At 66.6% G+C, this 18,675-nt stretch carries 17 protein-coding genes; 1 reads left to right on the top strand and 16 read right to left on the bottom strand.

From position 1 onward, the window contains the following. Positions 1-119 precede the first annotated feature (119 nt). The gene (locus tag WFH44_RS05270; RefSeq protein ID WP_262105806.1) at positions 120-503 is read left to right on the top strand and encodes a VOC family protein; all 384 of its coding nucleotides are present in this window, start codon (positions 120-122) and stop codon (positions 501-503) included. Positions 504-608: 105 nt separating this feature from the next. Here the strand turns inward: WFH44_RS05270 and tuf are convergent, their stop codons facing one another. The 16 genes from tuf to WFH44_RS05190 form a co-directional block, all read right to left on the bottom strand. Beyond that, positions 609-1,799, bottom strand: coding sequence for an elongation factor Tu (gene tuf / locus WFH44_RS05265; RefSeq protein ID WP_262105807.1), 1,191 nt, complete (start codon positions 1,797-1,799; stop codon positions 609-611). 229 nt (positions 1,800-2,028) lie between these two features. Then, positions 2,029-4,131, bottom strand: coding sequence for an elongation factor G (gene fusA / locus WFH44_RS05260; protein WP_336712305.1), 2,103 nt, complete (start codon positions 4,129-4,131; stop codon positions 2,029-2,031). A 68-nt stretch (positions 4,132-4,199) separates the two neighbouring features. Then, positions 4,200-4,670: a 30S ribosomal protein S7 gene (gene rpsG, locus WFH44_RS05255; RefSeq protein WP_264795604.1), complete on the bottom strand. Its 471-nt coding sequence runs from the start codon at positions 4,668-4,670 to the stop codon at positions 4,200-4,202. A 1-nt stretch (position 4,671) separates the two neighbouring features. After that, entirely contained in the window at positions 4,672-5,046 is a 375-nt protein-coding gene (gene rpsL / locus WFH44_RS05250; protein ID WP_262105810.1) for a 30S ribosomal protein S12, read from the bottom strand. Between the two features lie 264 nt (positions 5,047-5,310). Beyond that, complete coding sequence (locus WFH44_RS05245) at positions 5,311-7,401, bottom strand: acyltransferase family protein (RefSeq protein ID WP_336712303.1); 2,091 nt, start codon at positions 7,399-7,401, stop codon at positions 5,311-5,313. A 71-nt stretch (positions 7,402-7,472) separates the two neighbouring features. After that, positions 7,473-9,575, bottom strand: a complete 2,103-nt coding sequence (locus tag WFH44_RS05240) for an acyltransferase family protein (protein WP_336712302.1) — start codon at positions 9,573-9,575, stop codon at positions 7,473-7,475. 108 nt (positions 9,576-9,683) lie between these two features. After that, entirely contained in the window at positions 9,684-10,475 is a 792-nt protein-coding gene (locus WFH44_RS05235; RefSeq protein ID WP_336712300.1) for an IclR family transcriptional regulator domain-containing protein, read from the bottom strand. 34 nt (positions 10,476-10,509) lie between these two features. Next, complete coding sequence (locus WFH44_RS05230; RefSeq protein ID WP_336712298.1) at positions 10,510-11,151, bottom strand: 3-oxoacid CoA-transferase subunit B; 642 nt, start codon at positions 11,149-11,151, stop codon at positions 10,510-10,512. After that, on the bottom strand, positions 11,148-11,846 hold the full coding sequence (locus WFH44_RS05225; protein ID WP_336712296.1) for a 3-oxoacid CoA-transferase subunit A: 699 nt from the start codon (positions 11,844-11,846) through the stop codon (positions 11,148-11,150). Before WFH44_RS05225 ends, WFH44_RS05230 begins: the two co-directional genes overlap by 4 nt. Before the next feature lie 15 nt (positions 11,847-11,861). Then, positions 11,862-13,073, bottom strand: a complete 1,212-nt coding sequence (locus WFH44_RS05220; protein WP_336712294.1) for a thiolase family protein — start codon at positions 13,071-13,073, stop codon at positions 11,862-11,864. Positions 13,074-13,250: 177 nt separating this feature from the next. After that, on the bottom strand, positions 13,251-13,667 hold the full coding sequence (pcaC, locus tag WFH44_RS05215; protein WP_264795902.1) for a 4-carboxymuconolactone decarboxylase: 417 nt from the start codon (positions 13,665-13,667) through the stop codon (positions 13,251-13,253). A gap of 48 nt (positions 13,668-13,715) precedes the next feature. Next, a complete protein-coding gene (locus tag WFH44_RS05210) occupies positions 13,716-14,513 on the bottom strand; it encodes an alpha/beta fold hydrolase (protein ID WP_336712293.1) in 798 nt (265 codons plus the stop codon). Next, positions 14,510-15,919, bottom strand: a complete 1,410-nt coding sequence (locus tag WFH44_RS05205) for a lyase family protein (protein ID WP_336712292.1) — start codon at positions 15,917-15,919, stop codon at positions 14,510-14,512. Before WFH44_RS05205 ends, WFH44_RS05210 begins: the two co-directional genes overlap by 4 nt. A 6-nt stretch (positions 15,920-15,925) precedes the next feature. Beyond that, positions 15,926-16,498, bottom strand: a complete 573-nt coding sequence (gene pcaG / locus WFH44_RS05200; protein ID WP_336712290.1) for a protocatechuate 3,4-dioxygenase subunit alpha — start codon at positions 16,496-16,498, stop codon at positions 15,926-15,928. Then, positions 16,498-17,325 carry a protocatechuate 3,4-dioxygenase subunit beta gene (pcaH, locus tag WFH44_RS05195; RefSeq protein WP_442892870.1) on the bottom strand — a complete coding sequence of 276 codons (828 nt, stop codon included), beginning with the start codon at positions 17,323-17,325 and terminating at the stop codon, positions 16,498-16,500. Before pcaH ends, pcaG begins: the two co-directional genes overlap by 1 nt. A gap of 121 nt (positions 17,326-17,446) precedes the next feature. Continuing rightward, positions 17,447-18,643 carry a 4-hydroxybenzoate 3-monooxygenase gene (locus WFH44_RS05190; protein ID WP_336712289.1) on the bottom strand — a complete coding sequence of 399 codons (1,197 nt, stop codon included), beginning with the start codon at positions 18,641-18,643 and terminating at the stop codon, positions 17,447-17,449. Between the last annotated feature and the right edge of the window lie 32 nt (positions 18,644-18,675).

The raw sequence follows: 18,675 nt of genomic DNA, 5'->3' as shown, positions 1-18,675 counted from the left end.
GGCAGCGGCGGAAGTGCGGAGCCGCCGCTGCCAAATTTGTGCCGGATCCACAGGTTCGAGCGGTTCGGACGAGACTAATCTGAATAGTGTCCGAATGCTGCAATGAGGAGCTGGACTTCATGCTCACAACAACGAAAATGACTACGGTCCTGCCGGTCAAGGACATGGACCGCGCGCGCGAATTCTACGAGAAGTCTTTGGGCCTGAAAGCCAAGGGACTCCTCGATGCGGATACCTTCATCTTCACCAGCGACGGCAATACCGCGCTCGAACTGCTTCGTCGTCCGGATCTTCCGGCGTCGGAACATACGGCGGTCAGCTTCGAAGTCGCCGACCTGGATGCGGAAATGAAGGACCTGGAGGGCCACGGCGTCAGGTTCGAGGACTACGACCTGCCCGGGCTGAAGACCGAGAACCACATCGCCACCTCCGACCACGACCGGTGCGCATGGTTCACCGATACGGAAGGAAACATCCTCTGCCTGCATCAGAACCTGATGTAGCCGGCCTTAAAAACAGGAAGCCCCGCTGCAGTGCAGCGGGGCTTCCTTAGTTCGGTCCGGCTCCGCCGGGACCGCAGGGCGGCCGGCGGAACCTACGAAACCAAGTTACTTGGTGATCTTGGTAACGCGGCCCGAACCAACGGTGCGGCCACCCTCACGGATAGCGAAGCCGAGGCCCTCTTCCATGGCGATCGGCTGGATCAGCTCAACGCTCATCTCGGTGTTGTCGCCCGGCATAACCATTTCGGTGCCTTCCGGCAGGGTGATAACGCCGGTGACGTCAGTGGTCCGGAAGTAGAACTGCGGACGGTAGTTCGAGTAGAACGGGTTGTGGCGGCCGCCTTCATCCTTGGACAGGATGTAGACGTTGGCCTCGAAGTCGGTGTGCGGGGTGATGGAACCCGGCTTCACGACGACCTGGCCGCGCTCTACGTCTTCGCGCTTGATACCGCGGAGCAGCAGACCACAGTTCTCGCCAGCCCATGCTTCGTCGAGCTGCTTGTGGAACATCTCGATACCGGTGACCGTGGTCTTCTGGATCGGGCGGATGCCGACGATCTCGACCTCGGAGTTGATGGCGAGGGTGCCACGCTCGGCGCGGCCGGTAACAACGGTACCGCGGCCGGTGATGGTGAAGACGTCCTCGATCGGCATCAGGAACGGCTTGTCCTTGTCGCGGACCGGGTCCGGGATGGACTCGTCCACAGCATCCATCAGGTCCTCAACGGACTTGACCCACTGGGGGTCGCCCTCGAGGGCCTTCAGGCCGGAAACGCGGATGACGGGAGCGTTGTCGCCGTCGAACTCCTGGGAGCTGAGCAGCTCGCGGACTTCCATTTCGACGAGGTCGAGGAGTTCCTCGTCCTCAACCATGTCAGCCTTGTTCAGCGCGACCAGCAGGTAGGGAACACCAACCTGGCGGGCCAGCAGAACGTGCTCGCGGGTCTGGGCCATCGGACCGTCGGTAGCGGCAACCACGAGGATCGCGCCGTCCATCTGAGCTGCACCAGTGATCATGTTCTTGATGTAGTCAGCGTGGCCGGGAGCGTCAACGTGTGCGTAGTGACGCTTCTCGGTCTGGTACTCGATGTGCGAGATGTTGATGGTGATACCGCGCTGGCGCTCTTCCGGGGCAGAGTCGATAGCTGCGAAGTCACGCTGCTCGTTGAGATCGGGGTACTTGTCAGCAAGCACCTTGGAAATGGCAGCGGTCAACGTGGTCTTACCGTGGTCAACGTGACCGATGGTACCGATGTTGACGTGCGGCTTAGTCCGCTCGAACTTTGCCTTCGCCACGGGTTCCTCCTAGGACGTTTTGAAAAGACATGCTCTCCGGCAACGCTTCTCGCTGCCGAAACCTGAACAAGTCTACTTCGGGCTTGGATATTTGGGGAAATTACAGAGTCCTCCGGCTGCGCACAATACCTGCGCGCCCCGTCAGCCTGTGTGCAGTCCTTAGGCCGCGGCTCAGCCGCAGGACTGCGAGGTGGTTGCCGTCCCGGCGGACAGGGACGGCAACCGGAGATTACTCGCCGCGGACCTTCTGGATGATCTCGTCGGCTACTGCCTTCGGGACCTCCGAGTAGCTGTCGAACTGCATCGAGTACACCGCACGGCCCTGGGTCTTCGACCGCAGGTCGCCGATGTAGCCGAACATTTCGGACAGCGGAACGTTGGCGCGTACAACCTTCACGCCCGAGGCATCTTCCATGGACTGGATCATGCCGCGGCGGGAGTTCAGGTCACCGATGACGTCACCCATGTATTCCTCAGGGGTACGCACCTCGACGGCCATCAGCGGTTCGAGCAGGATCGGGTTGGCGCGACGAACGCCTTCCTTCAGGACCTGGGAACCGGCGATCTTGAACGCCATTTCCGAAGAGTCGACGTCGTGGTAGGCACCGTCAAGCAGGATGGCCTTGACGCCCACCATCGGGTAGCCCGCGAGGACACCCAGACGCAGTGCGTCCTGGATACCGGCATCCACCGAGGGGATGTATTCGCGCGGGATACGGCCGCCGGTGACCTTGTTCTCGAACTCGTAGAAGGTACCGCCAGCGGTATCCAGGGGCTCGAAGGAGACCTGGACCTTTGCGAACTGGCCGGAGCCACCCGTCTGCTTCTTGTGGGTGTAGTCGACCTTTTCGACGGACTTCTTGATCGTTTCGCGGTAGGCCACCTGCGGCTTGCCGACGTTGGCTTCGACCTTGAACTCGCGGCGCATGCGGTCCACCAGGATGTCCAGGTGGAGCTCGCCCATGCCGCCGATTTCGGTCTGGCCGGTCTCGTCGTTGAGGGAGACGGTGAACGTCGGGTCCTCATCGGAGAGTTTCTGGATAGCGGTCGACAGCTTCTCCTGGTCGCCCTTGGTCTTCGGCTCGATGGCCACGAAGATCACCGGCTCCGGGAAGCTCATGGACTCGAGCACGATCGGGTTCGCCGGGTCGCACAGGGTGTCACCGGTGGTCACGTCCTTGAGGCCGATGGCCGCGTAGATGTGTCCGGTGGTGACTTCGTCAACCGGGTTCTCCTTGTTGGCGTGCATCTGGAAGAGCTTTCCGATGCGCTCCTTCTTGCCCTTGGTGGAGTTGATCACCTGGGCGCCGGAAGCAGCCTTGCCGGAGTAGACGCGGATGTAGGTCAGGCGGCCGAAGAACGGGTGCGTGACGACCTTGAACGCGAGGGCCGAGAACGGCGCACTGGCGTCAGCCTGGCGCTCCAGGACGGTCTCTTCGTCGTTCACTGCGTGGCCCTGGATGCTGGGAACGTCCAGCGGGGACGGCAGGAAGTCGATCACGGCGTCGAGCATGGGCTGGACGCCCTTGTTCTTGAACGCGGAACCGCAGTAGACCGGGTAGATCTCGGAGTTGATCGTCATCTTGCGGATGCCGGCCTTGAGTTCCTCGATGCTGGGCTCTTCGCCCTCGAGGTACTTCTCCATGAGCTCTTCGGAGGACTCGGCAACGGCCTCGACCAGCTGCGCACGGTATTCCTCGGCCTTGGCCTGCAGGTCCGACGGGATCTCTTCGACGTCGTAGTCGGCGCCCATCTTGACCTCGCCGCGCCAGGTGAAGGCCTTCATGGTCAGCAGGTCGACAACGCCCTCGAAGTCGTTCTCGGCGCCGATCGGCAGCTGCATGACCAGCGGCTTGGCACCGAGGCGGTTGATGATGGTGTCAACGGTGAAGTAGAAGTCGGCACCGAGCTTGTCCATCTTGTTGACGAAGCAGATGCGCGGCACGTCGTACTTGTCCGCCTGGCGCCACACGGTCTCCGACTGCGGCTCAACGCCCTCCTTGCCGTCGAAGACGGCAACGGCGCCATCGAGGACGCGCAGGGAGCGCTCAACCTCGACCGTGAAGTCCACGTGACCGGGAGTGTCGATGATGTTGATCTGGTTGTCGTTCCAGTAGCAGGTGGTAGCCGCGGAGGTAATGGTGATACCGCGTTCCTGCTCCTGTGCCATCCAGTCCATGGTTGCGGCACCGTCGTGCGTCTCACCGATCTTGTGGTTAACACCGGTGTAGAAGAGGATGCGCTCAGTGGTGGTGGTCTTACCGGCATCAATGTGGGCCATGATGCCGATGTTGCGGACCTTCTTGAGGTCGGTAAGCACGTCGAGTGCCACAGTTTCTCCCTTTTTAGGTGAGCAATTGGCGACGGCGGCGGATCACCGCCGTCGCCGGTAAAGCTCTATTACCAGCGGTAGTGGGCGAAGGCCTTGTTGGACTCGGCCATCTTGTGGGTGTCTTCGCGACGCTTCACAGCGGCACCGAGACCGTTCGATGCGTCCAGGATCTCGTTCATGAGACGCTCGGTCATGGTCTTCTCGCGGCGGGCCTTGGAGTAACCGACCAGCCAGCGGAGGGCGAGGGCCGTGGAGCGGCCCGGCTTGACCTCGACGGGAACCTGGTAGGTTGCGCCACCGACACGGCGGGAGCGGACCTCGAGGGCGGGGCGAACGTTGTCCATGGCCTTCTTCAGGGCAGCCACGGGATCGTTGCCGGTCTTGGCGCGGGCACCTTCGAGGGCACCGTAGACGATGCGCTCGGCGGTGGACTTCTTACCGTCAACCAGAACCTTGTTGATCAGCTGGGTAACCAGCGGGGATCCGTAAACCGGATCTACGACGAGCGGCCGCTTGGGGGCCGGACCCTTGCGGGGCATATTACTTCTTCTCCATCTTCGCGCCGTAGCGGCTGCGAGCCTGCTTGCGGTTCTTGACACCCTGGGTATCGAGAGCGCCACGGACGATCTTGTAGCGGACACCCGGCAGGTCCTTCACACGGCCGCCGCGCACCAGCACGATGGAGTGTTCCTGCAGGTTGTGGCCAACACCGGGGATGTAGGCGGTAACTTCGATGCCGCCGCTGAGGCGGACACGGGCCACCTTCCGGAGAGCCGAGTTCGGCTTCTTCGGAGTGGTGGTGTAGACGCGGGTGCAGACGCCGCGCTTCATGGGGCTGCCCTTAAGCGCGGGCGCCTTGGTCTTATTGACCTTAGGTGAGCGGCCCTTGCGGACCAGCTGGTTAATCGTAGGCACTTACGTGATCTCCGTTTATCTAGGCTTTGCCTCGCCGGCTTTTTCGCGAGGCCAGGCACTGTCGGTCGTCTTCGCAGCTGCGGTGAACGACCCTAGGCATGCAAAGGTGTGGCATTCACCGCGCAAGAACCCCGCGGACCGGAAACAGGCTCCGCCTCCGCCACTCAAGAGCGGGGAAACGGCCTTCATCCACTGCCACACAAAACAATCGAGTAACAGTCTATCAGACAATCGCCGGCGCCCCTCATCTGCGGTCCCCCGCCATCATGCACGCCCACGCATAGCCTCGAGCAGCCGTTCCTCCAGCGTGGGGACGAGCGTGCGCATGTAGGTCCGGGTGATGTGGTTCTGGTCCGCGTAGATGAGCACATTGCCGATGACCGCCGGGCACGTGGTGTCGCCGCAGAAGGCGTCGGTGAAGTCGAGCACGCGTGCCTTCGGGGCGAGCCCGGCCGCCTCCCGGGTCAGGTCCTTGCCGGCCAGCCCATCCTTGCGGGCCTGCCCGCACTCCTGGGGCTCGTCGTAGTTCAGGGCCACGCAGTCACGGGCCAGTCCCCCCTCGCGGCGGGGCAAGGGCGTGTCGACGATCGGGTAGACGTCCACGCCCGCGTCGGCGAGGTCGTTCCAGTATTCCGCGAATCCTGCCGCGCCGGGACGGTGGCCGGTCTTGGAATTAACGAAGTTGGCGCCGGCGTAATAGGAGGTGACCACAGCGTCCACGTCTCCCCCGCCGGTGAGCCGTTCCATGGTCTGCTCGTTCGGTTCGGTGCACTCCAGGTTTCCGTCCCGTTCCTCCAGCCGCATTTCCGGGTTGAACGGGCAGGAGTTGTGCAGGTAGGTCAGCAGCCGCCAACCGCGTTCCTTGGCGATCGGTTCCAGCGCTGCGAACCACTGGGCGGCATGGGAATCCCCGACCAGCGCGACCGTGAAGTCCGAGTCCTTGTCGCCGAAGGCGCATTCCCGTGTCTCCGTCGATTCGGCCAAACTGGCGCAGTCCTTGCCATTGAAGACGTCCTTGGCAGCCAGCCCGGGGTCCGGCACGATCACGTGGCTGTCGGCGGTAAACGTCCTGTCGGCAGCCTTGGTCATCGCGCCGCCGCCCAGATCGTCGGGCGGGGATGCCAGCAGGGCTTCACCCTGCTCCGCCCGCTCCGCGAGGATGCGCTCCTGCTGGTTGCCCGGCACAAACGCGAGCGTCCCGACCAGCACGGTGGCGGCGGCACCGGCCGCAAGCGGGCGCCAGGCGCGGAGATTGAGCCAGCCGAACTTCCGCACCGGCGTCTCCACCCAGTAGAAGCTGAGGGCCGCCAGGGCGAACGACGCGGCGAGCAGCAGCAGGCTGGGCGCCGGGCCCGGCTCCTTCCCGGCCAGGGTCTTGTAGAAGACGATCAGCGGCCAGTGCCACAGGTAGAGCGAGTAGGAGATGTTGCCCGTCCACTGCACCGGCTTGAGGTCCACGAGGCGGTGCAGCGAAAGCCTGCCCGAGGTGCGTCCGGCGGCAATGACGGCCATGGTCCCGAGGACCGGCAGCAGGGCGGCGGCCCCCGGGAACGGGTCCGCGCCGTCGAGCAGGAAGGCCGCGGCGGCAATCGTCGCCAAGCCCGCCAGGGCCAGTAGGCTGCGCAGCTGCTGCCAGCGCTCCGTGTAGCTGAGCGCCGCGGCCAGCAGGCCGCCAAGGCCCAGTTCCCAGATCCGCGTGGGGGTGATGAAGTAGGCGGCCGGGTTGCCGGTGTCGGTGAACCAGAGCGCGAAGGCCAGCGAGGCCGCCGTCACCCAGGCAAAAAGTACGACGGCGAGCCGTGCCGGCGAGGGCCCGGAGTGCCGGGCGGCGGAGGTGAAAGTGCTGCGCCGCTTGCGGATGACGGCGACGGCCAGCAGGACCAGCAGCGGCCAGAACAGGTAGAACTGCTCCTCCACCGCCAGCGACCAGAAATGCTGCAGCGCGGTCGCCGAGTCGGCGGCAGCCAGATAGTCCACCGAGTCTGCGGCCAGTACCCAGTTCTGCAGGTAGAACGTGGAGGCCAGGGCCTGCGTGCCGACCTGTGCCCACTGGGTCATCGGGGCCAGCAGCAGCGTGGCGGCGAGCACCACGCCGATGGTCAGCAGGGCCGCGGGAAGGATGCGGCGCACGCGTGCGGCCCAGAAGTTGCGCAGCGACAGGGTGCCGGTCCGTTCGACCTCGCGAAGCATGTGGCCGGTGATCAGGAACCCCGAGATAACGAAGAAGACGTCCACGCCGACGAAGCCGCCCGGCAGCCAGCGCGGCTCCAGATGGTAGGCCACCACCATGAGCACCGCGAGGGCGCGCAGGGCTTGGATTTCGGGCAGGAACTTGCGCCGGGCCTTCAACTGCATGTCTTGCAGTCAGTCATGTCCAGGTAAACAGCGGGTTGATTCGACATGAACGCGCCACCGCCCGGCCCTGCTCAGCGGGTCTGATTGGCCGCCACGAGCGCGCTTTCCAGCTGGTCGGCAAGCGTGAGGATGTAGGTCCGCGTGACGTGGTCGCGGTCGCGGTAGATCATGACGTTCCCGATCACCATCGGGCAGGAGTCGGCGCCGCAGAATTCGTCGGAGAGGTCCACCACCCGTGCCTGCGGCGCAAGCTTGGCCGCCTCCGGTGTCAGGTCCTGCCCGTCATAGGCAGCCGAGCGCGGCTGGCTGCACCGCTCGGGGTCGTCATAGTTGAGGTCCACGCAGTCGCGCGGGTCCGCTCCGGCGCGCGCCGTGGGCGTGTCCGCGATCGGGTAGACGTCGATCCCGGCCTCGGCGAGCCGGTTCCAGTACTCCGCAAAGCCCGCGGCGCCTGGCCGGTGCCCCGTGCCCGCGTCCTCGAACTCGGAGGACGCGGAGTAGGAGGTGATGACGGCGTCGATATCTCCGCGCTCGAGCAGCCGCTCCATGGTTTCGCGGTTCGGCTCTGTGCACTGCAGGTCGCCCTCGGTTTCCAGCGTGCGCGGCTCCGGGTTAAACGGGCAGGAATTGTGGATGTAGGTCAGCAGCTTCCAGCCGCGCTCCTTGGCAATCGCGTCCAGGGCCGGCGTCCATTGTCCGGCGTGCGAGTCGCCCACCACCGCCACCGTCGGGGCATCGGCATCGCCGCCGCTGTGGTCGAAGGTGCATTCCGGGGTCTTGGCGTCCGGCTTCTGGGCCACGCAGTCGCCGAAAGCGAATTCGTCGTCGACGGCGACGTTCGGGTCGGGGACGATCACCTTGTCTGGTCCGGTGAAGCTGCGGTCAGCCGCCGGGTCCATCGCGCCCGCACCGAACCGGGCCGGCGGTGCCTGGAGCAGTTGCTCGGTGTGCGCCGTCCGCTCCGCCACCAGCTGGTCGCGCTGCTGCATCGGCGCCATGGCCAGCAGGCCGACGACGCCCATCGCCACGAGCCCGGCCGCGATCGGCCGCTTGGCATACCCGCGCAGCCAGCCCGCCCGGCGCACCGGCGTTTCCACAAAGTAGTAGCTCAGGGCGGCCAGCCCCACCGAGGCGGCGGCCAGCAGCAGGCTCTCCAACGGTCCCGGGGCCCGGTCGGCCAGCGTGCGGAAGTACATCAGCACCGGCCAGTGCCACAGGTACAGCGAGTAGGAGATGTTGCCGAGCCATTGGACGGGCCGGGCGTCCGTAACCCGATGCAGCGACAAGGAGCCCTCGGTGCGTCCCGCGGCGATCACCGCGATGGTGCCCAGGACCGGCAGCAGTGCGGCCGTGCCGGGAAAAATGGTGGCGCCGTCGAACACGAACGCCGCTGCCAGGATGGCCGAAATACCGCCCAGCGCCAGGAACTTCCGCAGCCGCGGGTGCCCGGAGGCGTCCCTGAGCACCACCGCCAGCACGCCGCCGAGCGCCAGCTCCCAGATCCGGGTCGGGGTAATGAAGTAGGCGGCCGGGTTGCCGGAATAGCTGAACCAGATACCGAACGCGAGCGACGCCGCCGCCACGACGGCCAGGGCGGGAAGGATGCCGCGGACGATATTCCGTCCGGCCCTGCGGGCGAGCACGGCCGCGGCCAGGACCAGCAGCGGCCAGAACAGGTAGAACTGCTCCTCCACCGCCAGCGACCAGAAGTGCTGCAGCCCGGTGGCGCTGCTGGCCGAGGCCATGTAGTCCACCGACTCCCCCGCCAGCACCCAGTTCTGCACGTAGAAGGTGGAGGCCAGGGCCTGGGAACCGATTCGCTCCCACTGCGTCATCGGGCTTAACCCGAAGGTTGCCAGGCAGACCACGGCGATGGTCACCAGCGAGGCCGGCAGGATGCGGCGCGCACGGGCGGCCCAGAAGGCGCCGAGCGAGACGCGGCCGGTGTCCCGCAGCTCACGCAGCAGGTGGCCGGTGATCAGGAATCCGGAGATGACGAAGAAGACATCGACGCCGACGAAGCCGCCGCGGAGCAGCCAGGGCTGGAAGTGGTAGACGACCACCAGCAGCACCGCCAGGGCCCGCAGCGCCTGCACCTCGGGCAGGAATTTCCGGGGCTTTTGGCTCGGGCTCTCCTTCGGGCGTGCGGCATCAAGGCTCGCGGTCGACAGCATGCCCGCCAATATAACAAAGAGATAACAGGGAGGTCGAAAGCGGGCTGGTGCCAGGTGCGGAGCGGTCCGGACGGGCCTGGCCCCGGGAGCGGGGCCGCCTTGGCGCGCCTAGTGCTGGGCGCGAAGCGCGTCGGTCACCTTGGCCGACGCGTCCTGGAGTTTGGGCAGCGCCGTCGCGACGGCCGCCTCGAGGTCCACGGTGCTGTCCGCCAGCGAGGCCTGCATCGACATGTTCAGCGCCGCGGCGACGCTGCCGTCCGGATTCAGGATCGGCACGGCGACCGAGCGCAGCCCGTTCTCCAGTTCCTGGTCCACCAGGGACCAGCCCTGCCCGCGGACCTTGTCCAGCTCGGTCCGCAGGGCCTCGACGGTCCCGATGGTCTTGCCGGTCAGCGGCCGCAGCTCGACCTGCGCGAGGTACTCCTCGAGCTCCTGCTGCGGCAGTCCGGCCAGCAGGACCCGCCCCATCGAGGTGGCGTAGGCCGGGAAACGCGTGCCGACGCTGATGCCCACCGTCATGATCCGGCGCGTGTGGATGCGCGCGATGTAGACGATTTCGCCGCCGTCGAGAATGGACGCGGACGTGGATTCGTGCAGCTCGGCGGAGAGTTCCTCCAGCACCGGCTGCACGAGCTGGGGAAGGGACTGACCCGCCAAATACGAGTACCCGAGCTGCAGCACCAAGGCCGTCAGCTCGAAGACCCGCCCGTCCGTCCTGACATACCCCAGGTCGACCAGGGTATGCAGGAAGCGGCGGGCGGTGGCACGGGTCAGTCCCGTTCGTTTCGAGACCTCGCTGAGGGTCATGCTGATGTTGTCGGCATCAAAGGCCCGGATGACGGCCAGGCCGCGGGCCAGCGACTGGACGAACTGGTCGCCCGGCAGTTTGGTCTCGGTCATGTTTCCCTGCTGCAGTTCTGGACGTGCTCTCCGGCTACTCGGCCGGAAGCAGCTTAACGTCCATCTTGGACTGCAGTTCCTCGATAGTGGTTCCGAAGGTCTCGCGCACGCGGACACCGTCTTCGCCAATCAGGAAGACAGCCTCATTAGTGTATACGCGGGTGACACAATTCACGCCCGTCAGCGGGTACGTGCACTCGGGCACCAGCTTGGACTTGCCGTCCTTGGTGAACAGGGACATCATCACGTAGACGTCCTTGGCGCCGGTGGCCAGGTCCATCGCACCGCCGACGGCGGGAATGGCGTCCGGCGCGCCGGTGTGCCAGTTCGCGAGGTCGCCGGCGGCGGAGACCTGGAAGGCCCCGAGCACACAGACGTCCAGGTGGCCGCCGCGCATCATCGCGAAGGAGTCGGCGTGGTGGAAGTAGGATGCGCCGGGCAGCTCCGTCACGGGAATCTTGCCCGCGTTGATCAGGTCCTCGTCGATCTCGTCGTCCTTGGCCTGCGGGCCCATCCCGAGCATCCCGTTCTCGGTGTGCAGCGTGACATCCTGCTCCGCGGTCAGGTAGTTCGAGACCAGGGTCGGCTGGCCGATGCCCAGGTTGACGAACGATCCGGGGGCAATGTCCTTGGCGACGAGCCGGGCCAGCTCGTCCTTGGTCAGCTTCTCGCTCACTGGTTCACCTCATGTTCCGTAACGGCCGGGGCCTTCCCATCGATCTTCACGACCGTGTCCACGTAGATGCCCGGGGTCACGATGACCTCGGGATCCAGTTCCCCGGTTTCGACGATCTCGTTGACCTGGACGATGGTGTGCTTGGCCGCCGCCGCCATGATCGGGCCGAAGTTGCGGGCCGTCTTGCGGTACACCAGGTTGCCGGTCTTGTCCGACTTCAGGGCCTTGATCAGCGCGAAGTCGGCGTAGATCGGCGACTCGAGCACGTAGCCCTTGCCGTCGATGACGCGGGTCTCCTTGCCCTCGGCCAGCATGGTGCCGTAGCCGGTGGGCGTGAAGAAGCCGCCGATGCCGGCGCCGGCAGCGCGGATCCGTTCGGCGAGGTTGCCCTGCGGCACCAGCTCCAGCTCGATCTCCCCGGCGCGGTAGGCGGCATCGAAGTGCCACGAGTCGGACTGCCGCGGGAACGAGCAGATGATCTTCTTGACCTTGCGCTCCTTGATCAGCAGCGCCAGGCCGGCGTCGGCCTGTCCGGCGTTGTTGTTGACCACGGTCAGGTCCTTGGCGCCGCAGGCGAGCAGCGCGTCGATCAGCTCCATCGGCTGGCCGGCGTTGCCGAAGCCGCCGATCAGCACCGTGGCGCCGTCATGGATTTCGGCTACTGCTTCCTGAGCCGATTTGGCAATCGTGAGCATACGCTCCGTGCCTCCTTACTTCTTGGTTGCGTTGACGTTTTCGAGCACGACGGCGAGGCCCTGGCCGACGCCGATGCAGATGGCGGCGACGCCCCAGCGGTCGCCGCTGGCCTCGAGCCGGCGGGCCAGCGTGCCGAGGATGCGGATGCCGGAGGCGCCCAGCGGGTGGCCGATGGCGACGGCGCCGCCCCAGGCGTTGACGATCGCCGGGTCGATGTCCCAGTTGTCGATGCAGGCCAGCGACTGTGCGGCGAAGGCCTCGTTGAGTTCGACGGCGGCCACGTCGGCCCAGCTGATCCCGGCGCGCTTGACGGCCTGGTTGGCCGCCTCGACCGGAGCGAAGCCGAAGAACTGCGGCTCCAGCGCGGAGGCGCCGCGGCCGGCGATGCGGGCCAGCGGCTGCAGGCCAAGCTCGGCGCCGGCGGCCTCGCTGCCCAGCAGGGCGGCGGACGCGCCATCGCTCAGCGGGGAGGCGTTGCCGGCAGTGACGGTGCCGCCAGCGGTGTCGTCTGAGACGGCGCGGAAGACCGTCTTGAGCCCGGCGAGCTTCTCGGCGGAGCTGTTCGGGCGGATGGTCTCGTCACGGGTGAGTTCGGTGCCCGGGACGGTAACGATCTGGTTGTCGTACTTGCCCTCGTTCCAGGCGGCGTCGGCGAGGTTGTGCGAGTTCGCGGCGAACTCGTCCTGGCGCTCCCGGGAGATGCCGTGCCGCTCGCGCAGCTGCTCGGTGGCCTCGCCCAGGGAGACGGTCCACTCCTTCGGCATCTTCTTGTTGACCAGCCGCCAGCCGAGGGTGGTGGAGGCCAGCGTCATGTCGCCGGCCGGGTACGGCTTCTCGGTCTTGGGCAGCACCCACGGGGCACGGCTCATGGATTCGACGCCGCCGATGATGATCATGTCCGCGTCGCCGGTGTTGATCTGGCGCGAGGCGATGATCGCGGCATCCAGGCTGGAGCCGCAGAGCCGGTTGACGGTAGTGCCCGGGATCGAGGTGGGCAGCCCGGCCAGCAGGGTCGCCATGCGGGCGACGTTGCGGTTCTCCTCGCCGGCACCGTTGGCGTTGCCGAAGATGACCTCGTCGATGCGGGCCGGGTCCAGGCCCGGGGCGCGCGCCACCGAGGCCTTGACGACCTCGGCGGCCAGATCGTCAGGCCGCACGCCTGCCAATCCTCCGCCGAACTTTCCAAACGGGGTGCGGATAGCGTCATAAACGTACGCCTGGTTCACTAAGGACTCCTTCGACCGCACCTCGTCCGGATGCGGGCTCTGCTCCGGTGCGGCCCCGGCGTCCACCGACAGCCGCGGCCGCACCACTGGAAATGCTCGTCATGCCGCACCCTGGACCATCATCCGAAACCTTGCGGGGTTCGCATGACGAACATGTGTGCGACATAAGAACTATAGCTAGTCCGTTCCGGCCTCGTCAAGGGTGGCGAAGACGCCTTGGGCGACCTTGAAGGCGACGTTCGCCGCCGGCACGCTGCAGTAGATGGCCGACTGCAGGATGACCTCCTTGATCTCGTCCCGGGTCATCCCGTTGGTCAGCGCCGCGCGCACGTGCATCGCCAGCTCTTCCCAGTACCCGTTGGCGATCATCGCGGTCAGCGTGATGGCGCTGCGGGTGGTGCGGGGCAGGCCCGGGCGGGTCCAGATGGTGCCCCATGCGTACCGGGTAATCAGCTCCTGGAAGTCCTGGGTGAAGTCGTCGATCCCCGCGTTGGCGCGGTCGACGTGGGCGTCCCCGAGGACCTCTCGGCGGACGGCCATACCGTCGTCGTATACGTCCTGCTGGGTCTTGGCCGGATCGAAAGTCCGGGTCATTTCACTCACTTGCGAGTGCTCCTTCGGTGTGGATTGCGGGTGGACTACTCAGGCGGCGAGGAAGAACTCGCGCAGCAGCTTGGCGGTTTCCTCCGGCGCCTCCAGCGGCGCCTGGTGCGCGGCGGAAGCAACGACGGCGGCGCGGCCGTTGCGCACGCCGGCCGCCGTGGCCTCGGCGAACGGCGGAGGGCAGACCTCGTCCTGGCCGCCGGCGATCGCGATCACGGGCGTGCCGATTTCGCCGAGGCGGTTACGGACGTCGAAGCCGGCCAGTGCCTCGCAGGCGTGGGCGTAGGCGAAGCGGTCGGCATTCTGCAGCGTGTGCAGCAGCCGCGTGGTGGCCTCGGAGTTGGCCTCGATGAAGCCCGGGGCGAACCAGCGCTGGGCCGAGCCCACCACCATGGTCGGCGTGCCCGAGTTCCGGACGGTTTCGGCCCGGTCGAGCCAGGCCTGCGGTTCGCCGATCTTGGCCCCGGAGCAGAGGACGCCGATGCCCTTGAACAGGTCCGGATAGTCCAGGCCCAGCTGCAGGCCGAGCGCGCCGGCCAGCGAGACGCCGGCGTAGTACAGCGGCGGGGCTGCTTCGATGTCGCCGGAGGCACGCAGCTTCTCCACGACGTTGGCGACGGCGGTGGCCAGTTCCGCCACCGTGAAGGTTTCCGTCGAGGCCGCGCTGGCGCCGTGGCCGGGCAGGTCGAGTCCGACAACCTGGAAGTCCGCGAGGAAGGGGACGGCGTCGATCCACAGGGCTTGGGCCCCGGTGCCGAGCCCGGCTCCGGCCAGCAGGACGGGCTTGCCGTTGCCGCCGGCCGAGAGCAGGGTGGGGGTGATTTGGGGGACGGTCATGCTTGGCTCCATTCTGCAAAGTGCTTGGTGATCCGGTTGATCAGTTCGTCGCTCTGGCCCAGGTAGTTCGCCGGGTCCAGCAGCGCCTCCAGCTGCGCGTCCGGCAGGTCCTGCTCCGGCACGGTGCGGCGCAGCTGCTCGGCGAACGGCGCTCCCCCGGAGAGGGAATCGTTCACCAGCGCCTGGACCTTGGGCTTGCCCGAACCGGGGGTCCCGCCGTCCAGCAGCGGGGCGACCGCGCCCATGATCTTCTCGCTGACCACGAGCGGACCGGTGATGGCGAGGTTCTGCTGCATCCGGTCCCGGTGGACCACGAGGCCGCCGGCGAGTTCGGCCAGGTGTTCCGCCGCTCCCCCGACCAGCCGCAGCAGCTGGCGCAGCGCCTGCCACTCGACATGCCAGGAACCGTCCGGACGCTCGTCGATCGCGCCCGCCGCGGCGGCCTGCACCTGCGCCAGATAGCCCGGCGCGGCCAGCGCCGCGCTGCGGATCAGCACGGACAGGACCGGGTTCTGCTTCTGCGGCATCGCCGAGGAGACGCCCCGGCCCTCGGCGCGGGGTTCGGACAGCTCGCCGAACTCCGGCCGGCTCAGCAGCAGGACGTCGTTGGCGACCTTGCCGGCGGCAGCCAGCACGTCCGCCAGCGCCGCGGCCAGGGCCGTCACCGGCAGGCGGTTGGTCTGCCACGGGGCGACCGGATCGGCCAGCCCCAGGCGCTCGGCGAGCCGCGCCGCAAGACCCAGCGCACCGCCGTCGTTATTCTCCCGGGAGTCCGCGACCGCAGTCAGCGCGGCCATGGTGCCGGCCGCCCCGCCCCACTGCAGCGGAAGCCGGGAGGCGGCCTCGGACAGCTGCACGCCGGACTGCCCGACGCCGGCGAGCCAGTTGGCTGCCTTGAGCCCGAAGGTCGACGGGAGCGAGTGCTGCGTCAGCGTCCGCGCCACCGTGACCGTGCCGCGGTGGTCCTCGGCGAGCTTCGCCAGGGAACGGGATGCCGACTTCAGGTCGGCCGTGATGACCTGAAGCGCGCGGGAGGCCATCACCAGCAGGGCGCTGTCCAGGATGTCCTGGCTGGTGGCGCCCTTGTGGATCGCGGCCGCCGCGGCGGGATTCCCGGGCTTCACCTGCGCCCGCAGGTCCGCCAGCAGCGGGATCACGGGGTTGCCGCCGCCCTGCGCCCGCTCTGCCAGCGACGCGGCATCGTAGTATTCGGCCACAGACGCGGCCGCCACGGCGGACGGAATGGCGGCATCGATGTAGCCGGCGTCCGCCAGCACGCGGACCCACTCCAGCTCCACGTCCAGCATGGCCTGGATGAACTTGTAATCGCTCGTTAAACGGGACACTGCTGTCCCGGCCGAGGCCGGGGACAGCAGCCCGAAGTCAGCGTCATCCGCTGTATTCATCTGTGATTAGGCTCCCGGGTAGGTCAGGAAGACCGTCTCGTTCGCGCCCTGCAGCCGGATGTCGAAACGCAGGTCGCCGTTCTCCTCGCGGGTGGCGATCAGCGTCCGGCGCCGGTCCTCCGGCAGCGATGACAGCAGCGGGTCGTTCGCCAGCGCCTCGGTGTCCTCCGGCAGGTAGATGCGGGTGAACAGCCGGTTCAGCAGGCCGCGGGCGAACACCGTCAGCAGGATGAACGGCGCCTTGCCCTCTTCGGTGGGACCCGGGTTGACCGTGGTGAAGGTGTAGTGGCCGACGTTGTCGACGGCGACGCGGCCCCAGCCTGTGAAGGTGTGGTCATCGCGCACCAGCGAGCCGTCCTTGCGGGAGATCTTGCCGTGCTCGTCCGCCTGCCAGATCTCCAGCATGGAGTCCGGGATCGGTTCGCCGTGGCCGTCGCTCACGACGCCGTGCAGCCGGATGGAACCCGCGTGGGCGCGGTGCACCAGCTCGTGGCCCTTCTCGAAGGGCAGGGCGTAGCCGTAGAACGGGCCGATGGTCTGGCCGGGGGTTGCGACAAGCTTGGTCGTTGCCTCAGTCATTATTCTGCGTCCTCGTCTTCTATCCAGGTCCGGTTGCTGCCGGTGAGCACGATGTCCCAGTTGTAGCCGGTGTTCCACTCATGGCTGGTGATGCTGTGGTCGTAGGTGGCCACCAGGCGGTCGCGGGCCTTCTGGTCCGTGATCGCCTGGTAGATCGGGTCCAGCGGGAACAGCGGATCGCCCGGGAAGTACATCTGGGTGATCATGCGCTGCGTGAAGTCCGTGCCGAACAGCGAGAAGTGGATGTGGGCCGGGCGCCAGGCGTTGTGGTGGTTCTTCCACGGGTACGGGGCCGGCTTGATCGTGGTGAACCGGTAGGAGCCGTCGTCGCCGGTGATGCAGCGGCCGACGCCGGTGAAGTTCGGGTCGATCGGGGCCGGGTGCTGGTCGCGCTTGTGCACGTAGCGGCCGGCGGCGTTGGCCTGCCAGATCTCGACGAGCTGGTTGCGGACCGGGCGTCCGTCGCCGTCGAGCACCTTGCCCTGGACCACCATGCGCTCGCCCAGCGGTTCGCCGTTGTGCTGGATGGTCAGGTCGGCTTCCAGGGCATGCACGTCGCGGTGGCCGAAGGCCGGAGACCAGAGCTCAATGGTCTCCGGGTCCGTGTGGTGCAGGTCCTTGGTCGGGTGGCGCAGCAGCGAAGAGCGGTACGGCGCGAAGTCGATCCGCGGCTGCGTCTCCTCCCGGCCGCCGTCCTCGACGCTCTTGCGGTAGGCCGCGTGGATGTCGTTGATTTCCTTGTTAATGGTCTCCTGCGAGTCCGCGGTGGCGGCAGGATCCAAAACATGGCTGTTCTCGAAACTTTCCGACTGCATTTCGGTGCTCATCGAGAACTCCTTTCTTGCGTTGCTGAGACGTGGATAGACGCGGATTAGTCGTAGATCGAGGAAATGGAACGGCGGGCGGCCGGCGCTGGCCGCCCGCGGGTCCAGTCGGCGGAACCTGGTGTTAGCTGTGCGGCCAGCCGGTGTAGGACTCGGCCAGGTACTGCTGGCCGTAGCGCGAGCTGACCACGGTCTGCAGCTCGCCCAGGGCACGCTTGACCTCGAAGGGGTTGGCGTCCTTGCGGGTGTGCAGCATGTTGGTCATCCAGTAGGAGAAGTTCTGGGCCTTCCACACGCGCTTCAGGGCGCGGTCGCTGTAGCCGTCGAGCAGTTCCTTGGACTTGGTGCTGTAGTACGAGTCGATGGCCTCGAAGAGGACCTTGACGTCCGCCAGGGCGAGGTTCAGGCCCTTTGCGCCGGTCGGCGGAACGGTGTGTCCGGCGTCGCCCGCCAGGAACATGTTGCCGTAGCGCATCGGCTCGCAGACGTAGGAGCGGAACTTCAGGATCATCTGTTCGAAGATCGGGCCGCGCTTGAGCTGGAAGCCGTCGGGGCCGTCCACGCGCTTCTGCAGTTCGTCCCAGATCTGGTCCTCGGTCCACTTCGAGGCGTCTTCGTTGGGGTCGGCCTGGAAGTACATGCGCTGGACGGTCTCGCTGCGCTGGGAGATCAGCGCGAAACCGTGCGGCGAGTTAGCGTAGATCAGTTCGTCGGAGCTCTTCGGGGCCTCGGTGAGGATGCCGAACCAGGCGAACGGGTACTCGATGAAGTTGTCCGTGCGGTGCTCCTGCGGGATGGCCCACTTGCAGATGCCCTGCGAGCCGTCGGCGCCGACGAGGATCTCGCAGTGGATTTCGAAGAGCTGGCCCTCGGAGTCGGTGAAGCGGATCTTCGGGGTGTCCGTGGTCATGTCCAGCACCTCGGTGTCGGTGACCGAGTAGCGGACGTCGCCGCCGTCGCGCTTGCGGGCCGCGGCCAAGTCGACGAAGACCTCGTTCTGCGGGTAGAGCGTGACGGTCGCGCCCACGAGATCCGGGAAGTTGAGGCGGTGCGATTCGCCGTTGAAGCGCAGGTCGATGCCCTCGTGCTCCATGCCTTCGGTCAGGACGCGGCCGTTGATTCCGGTGTCGGTGAGCATCTTGACGGAGCCGGCCTCGAGGATGCCGGCCCGGTGGGTGGTGCGGATCGTCTCGTGGTCGCGCTTCTCCACCACGATGTTCTCGATGCCGGACTTCGCCAGCAGGTGGGACAGCATGAGGCCGGCGGGGCCGCCGCCGACGATGCCGACCTGCGTCTTGATGATCTGCGCATTCGCGCTCATAAATGCTCCTTCATGGATCCTGGGAGGGCTTT

This window comes from Arthrobacter sp. USHLN218 (genome assembly GCF_037144715.1).
In the GTDB taxonomy this organism is placed as follows: Bacteria; Actinomycetota; Actinomycetes; order Actinomycetales; family Micrococcaceae; genus Crystallibacter.
This window is presented reverse-complemented; position numbering and strand designations above follow the sequence as displayed.

Coding starts and splice junctions, on each gene's coding strand:
- pcaG (WP_336712290.1), bottom strand. CDS start 16,498: ATGACTGAGGCAACGACCAAGCTTGTCGCAACCCCCGGCCAGACCATC.
- WFH44_RS05240 (WP_336712302.1), bottom strand. CDS start 9,575: ATGCTGTCGACCGCGAGCCTTGATGCCGCACGCCCGAAGGAGAGCCCG.
- WFH44_RS05205 (WP_336712292.1), bottom strand. CDS start 15,919: ATGAATACAGCGGATGACGCTGACTTCGGGCTGCTGTCCCCGGCCTCG.
- pcaH (WP_442892870.1), bottom strand. CDS start 17,325: ATGAGCACCGAAATGCAGTCGGAAAGTTTCGAGAACAGCCATGTTTTG.
- WFH44_RS05210 (WP_336712293.1), bottom strand. CDS start 14,513: ATGACCGTCCCCCAAATCACCCCCACCCTGCTCTCGGCCGGCGGCAAC.
- WFH44_RS05235 (WP_336712300.1), bottom strand. CDS start 10,475: ATGACCGAGACCAAACTGCCGGGCGACCAGTTCGTCCAGTCGCTGGCC.
- WFH44_RS05190 (WP_336712289.1), bottom strand. CDS start 18,643: ATGAGCGCGAATGCGCAGATCATCAAGACGCAGGTCGGCATCGTCGGC.
- pcaC (WP_264795902.1), bottom strand. CDS start 13,667: ATGACCCGGACTTTCGATCCGGCCAAGACCCAGCAGGACGTATACGAC.
- WFH44_RS05270 (WP_262105806.1), top strand. CDS start 120: ATGCTCACAACAACGAAAATGACTACGGTCCTGCCGGTCAAGGACATG.
- WFH44_RS05245 (WP_336712303.1), bottom strand. CDS start 7,401: ATGCAGTTGAAGGCCCGGCGCAAGTTCCTGCCCGAAATCCAAGCCCTG.
- WFH44_RS05225 (WP_336712296.1), bottom strand. CDS start 11,846: ATGCTCACGATTGCCAAATCGGCTCAGGAAGCAGTAGCCGAAATCCAT.
- rpsG (WP_264795604.1), bottom strand. CDS start 4,670: ATGCCCCGCAAGGGTCCGGCCCCCAAGCGGCCGCTCGTCGTAGATCCG.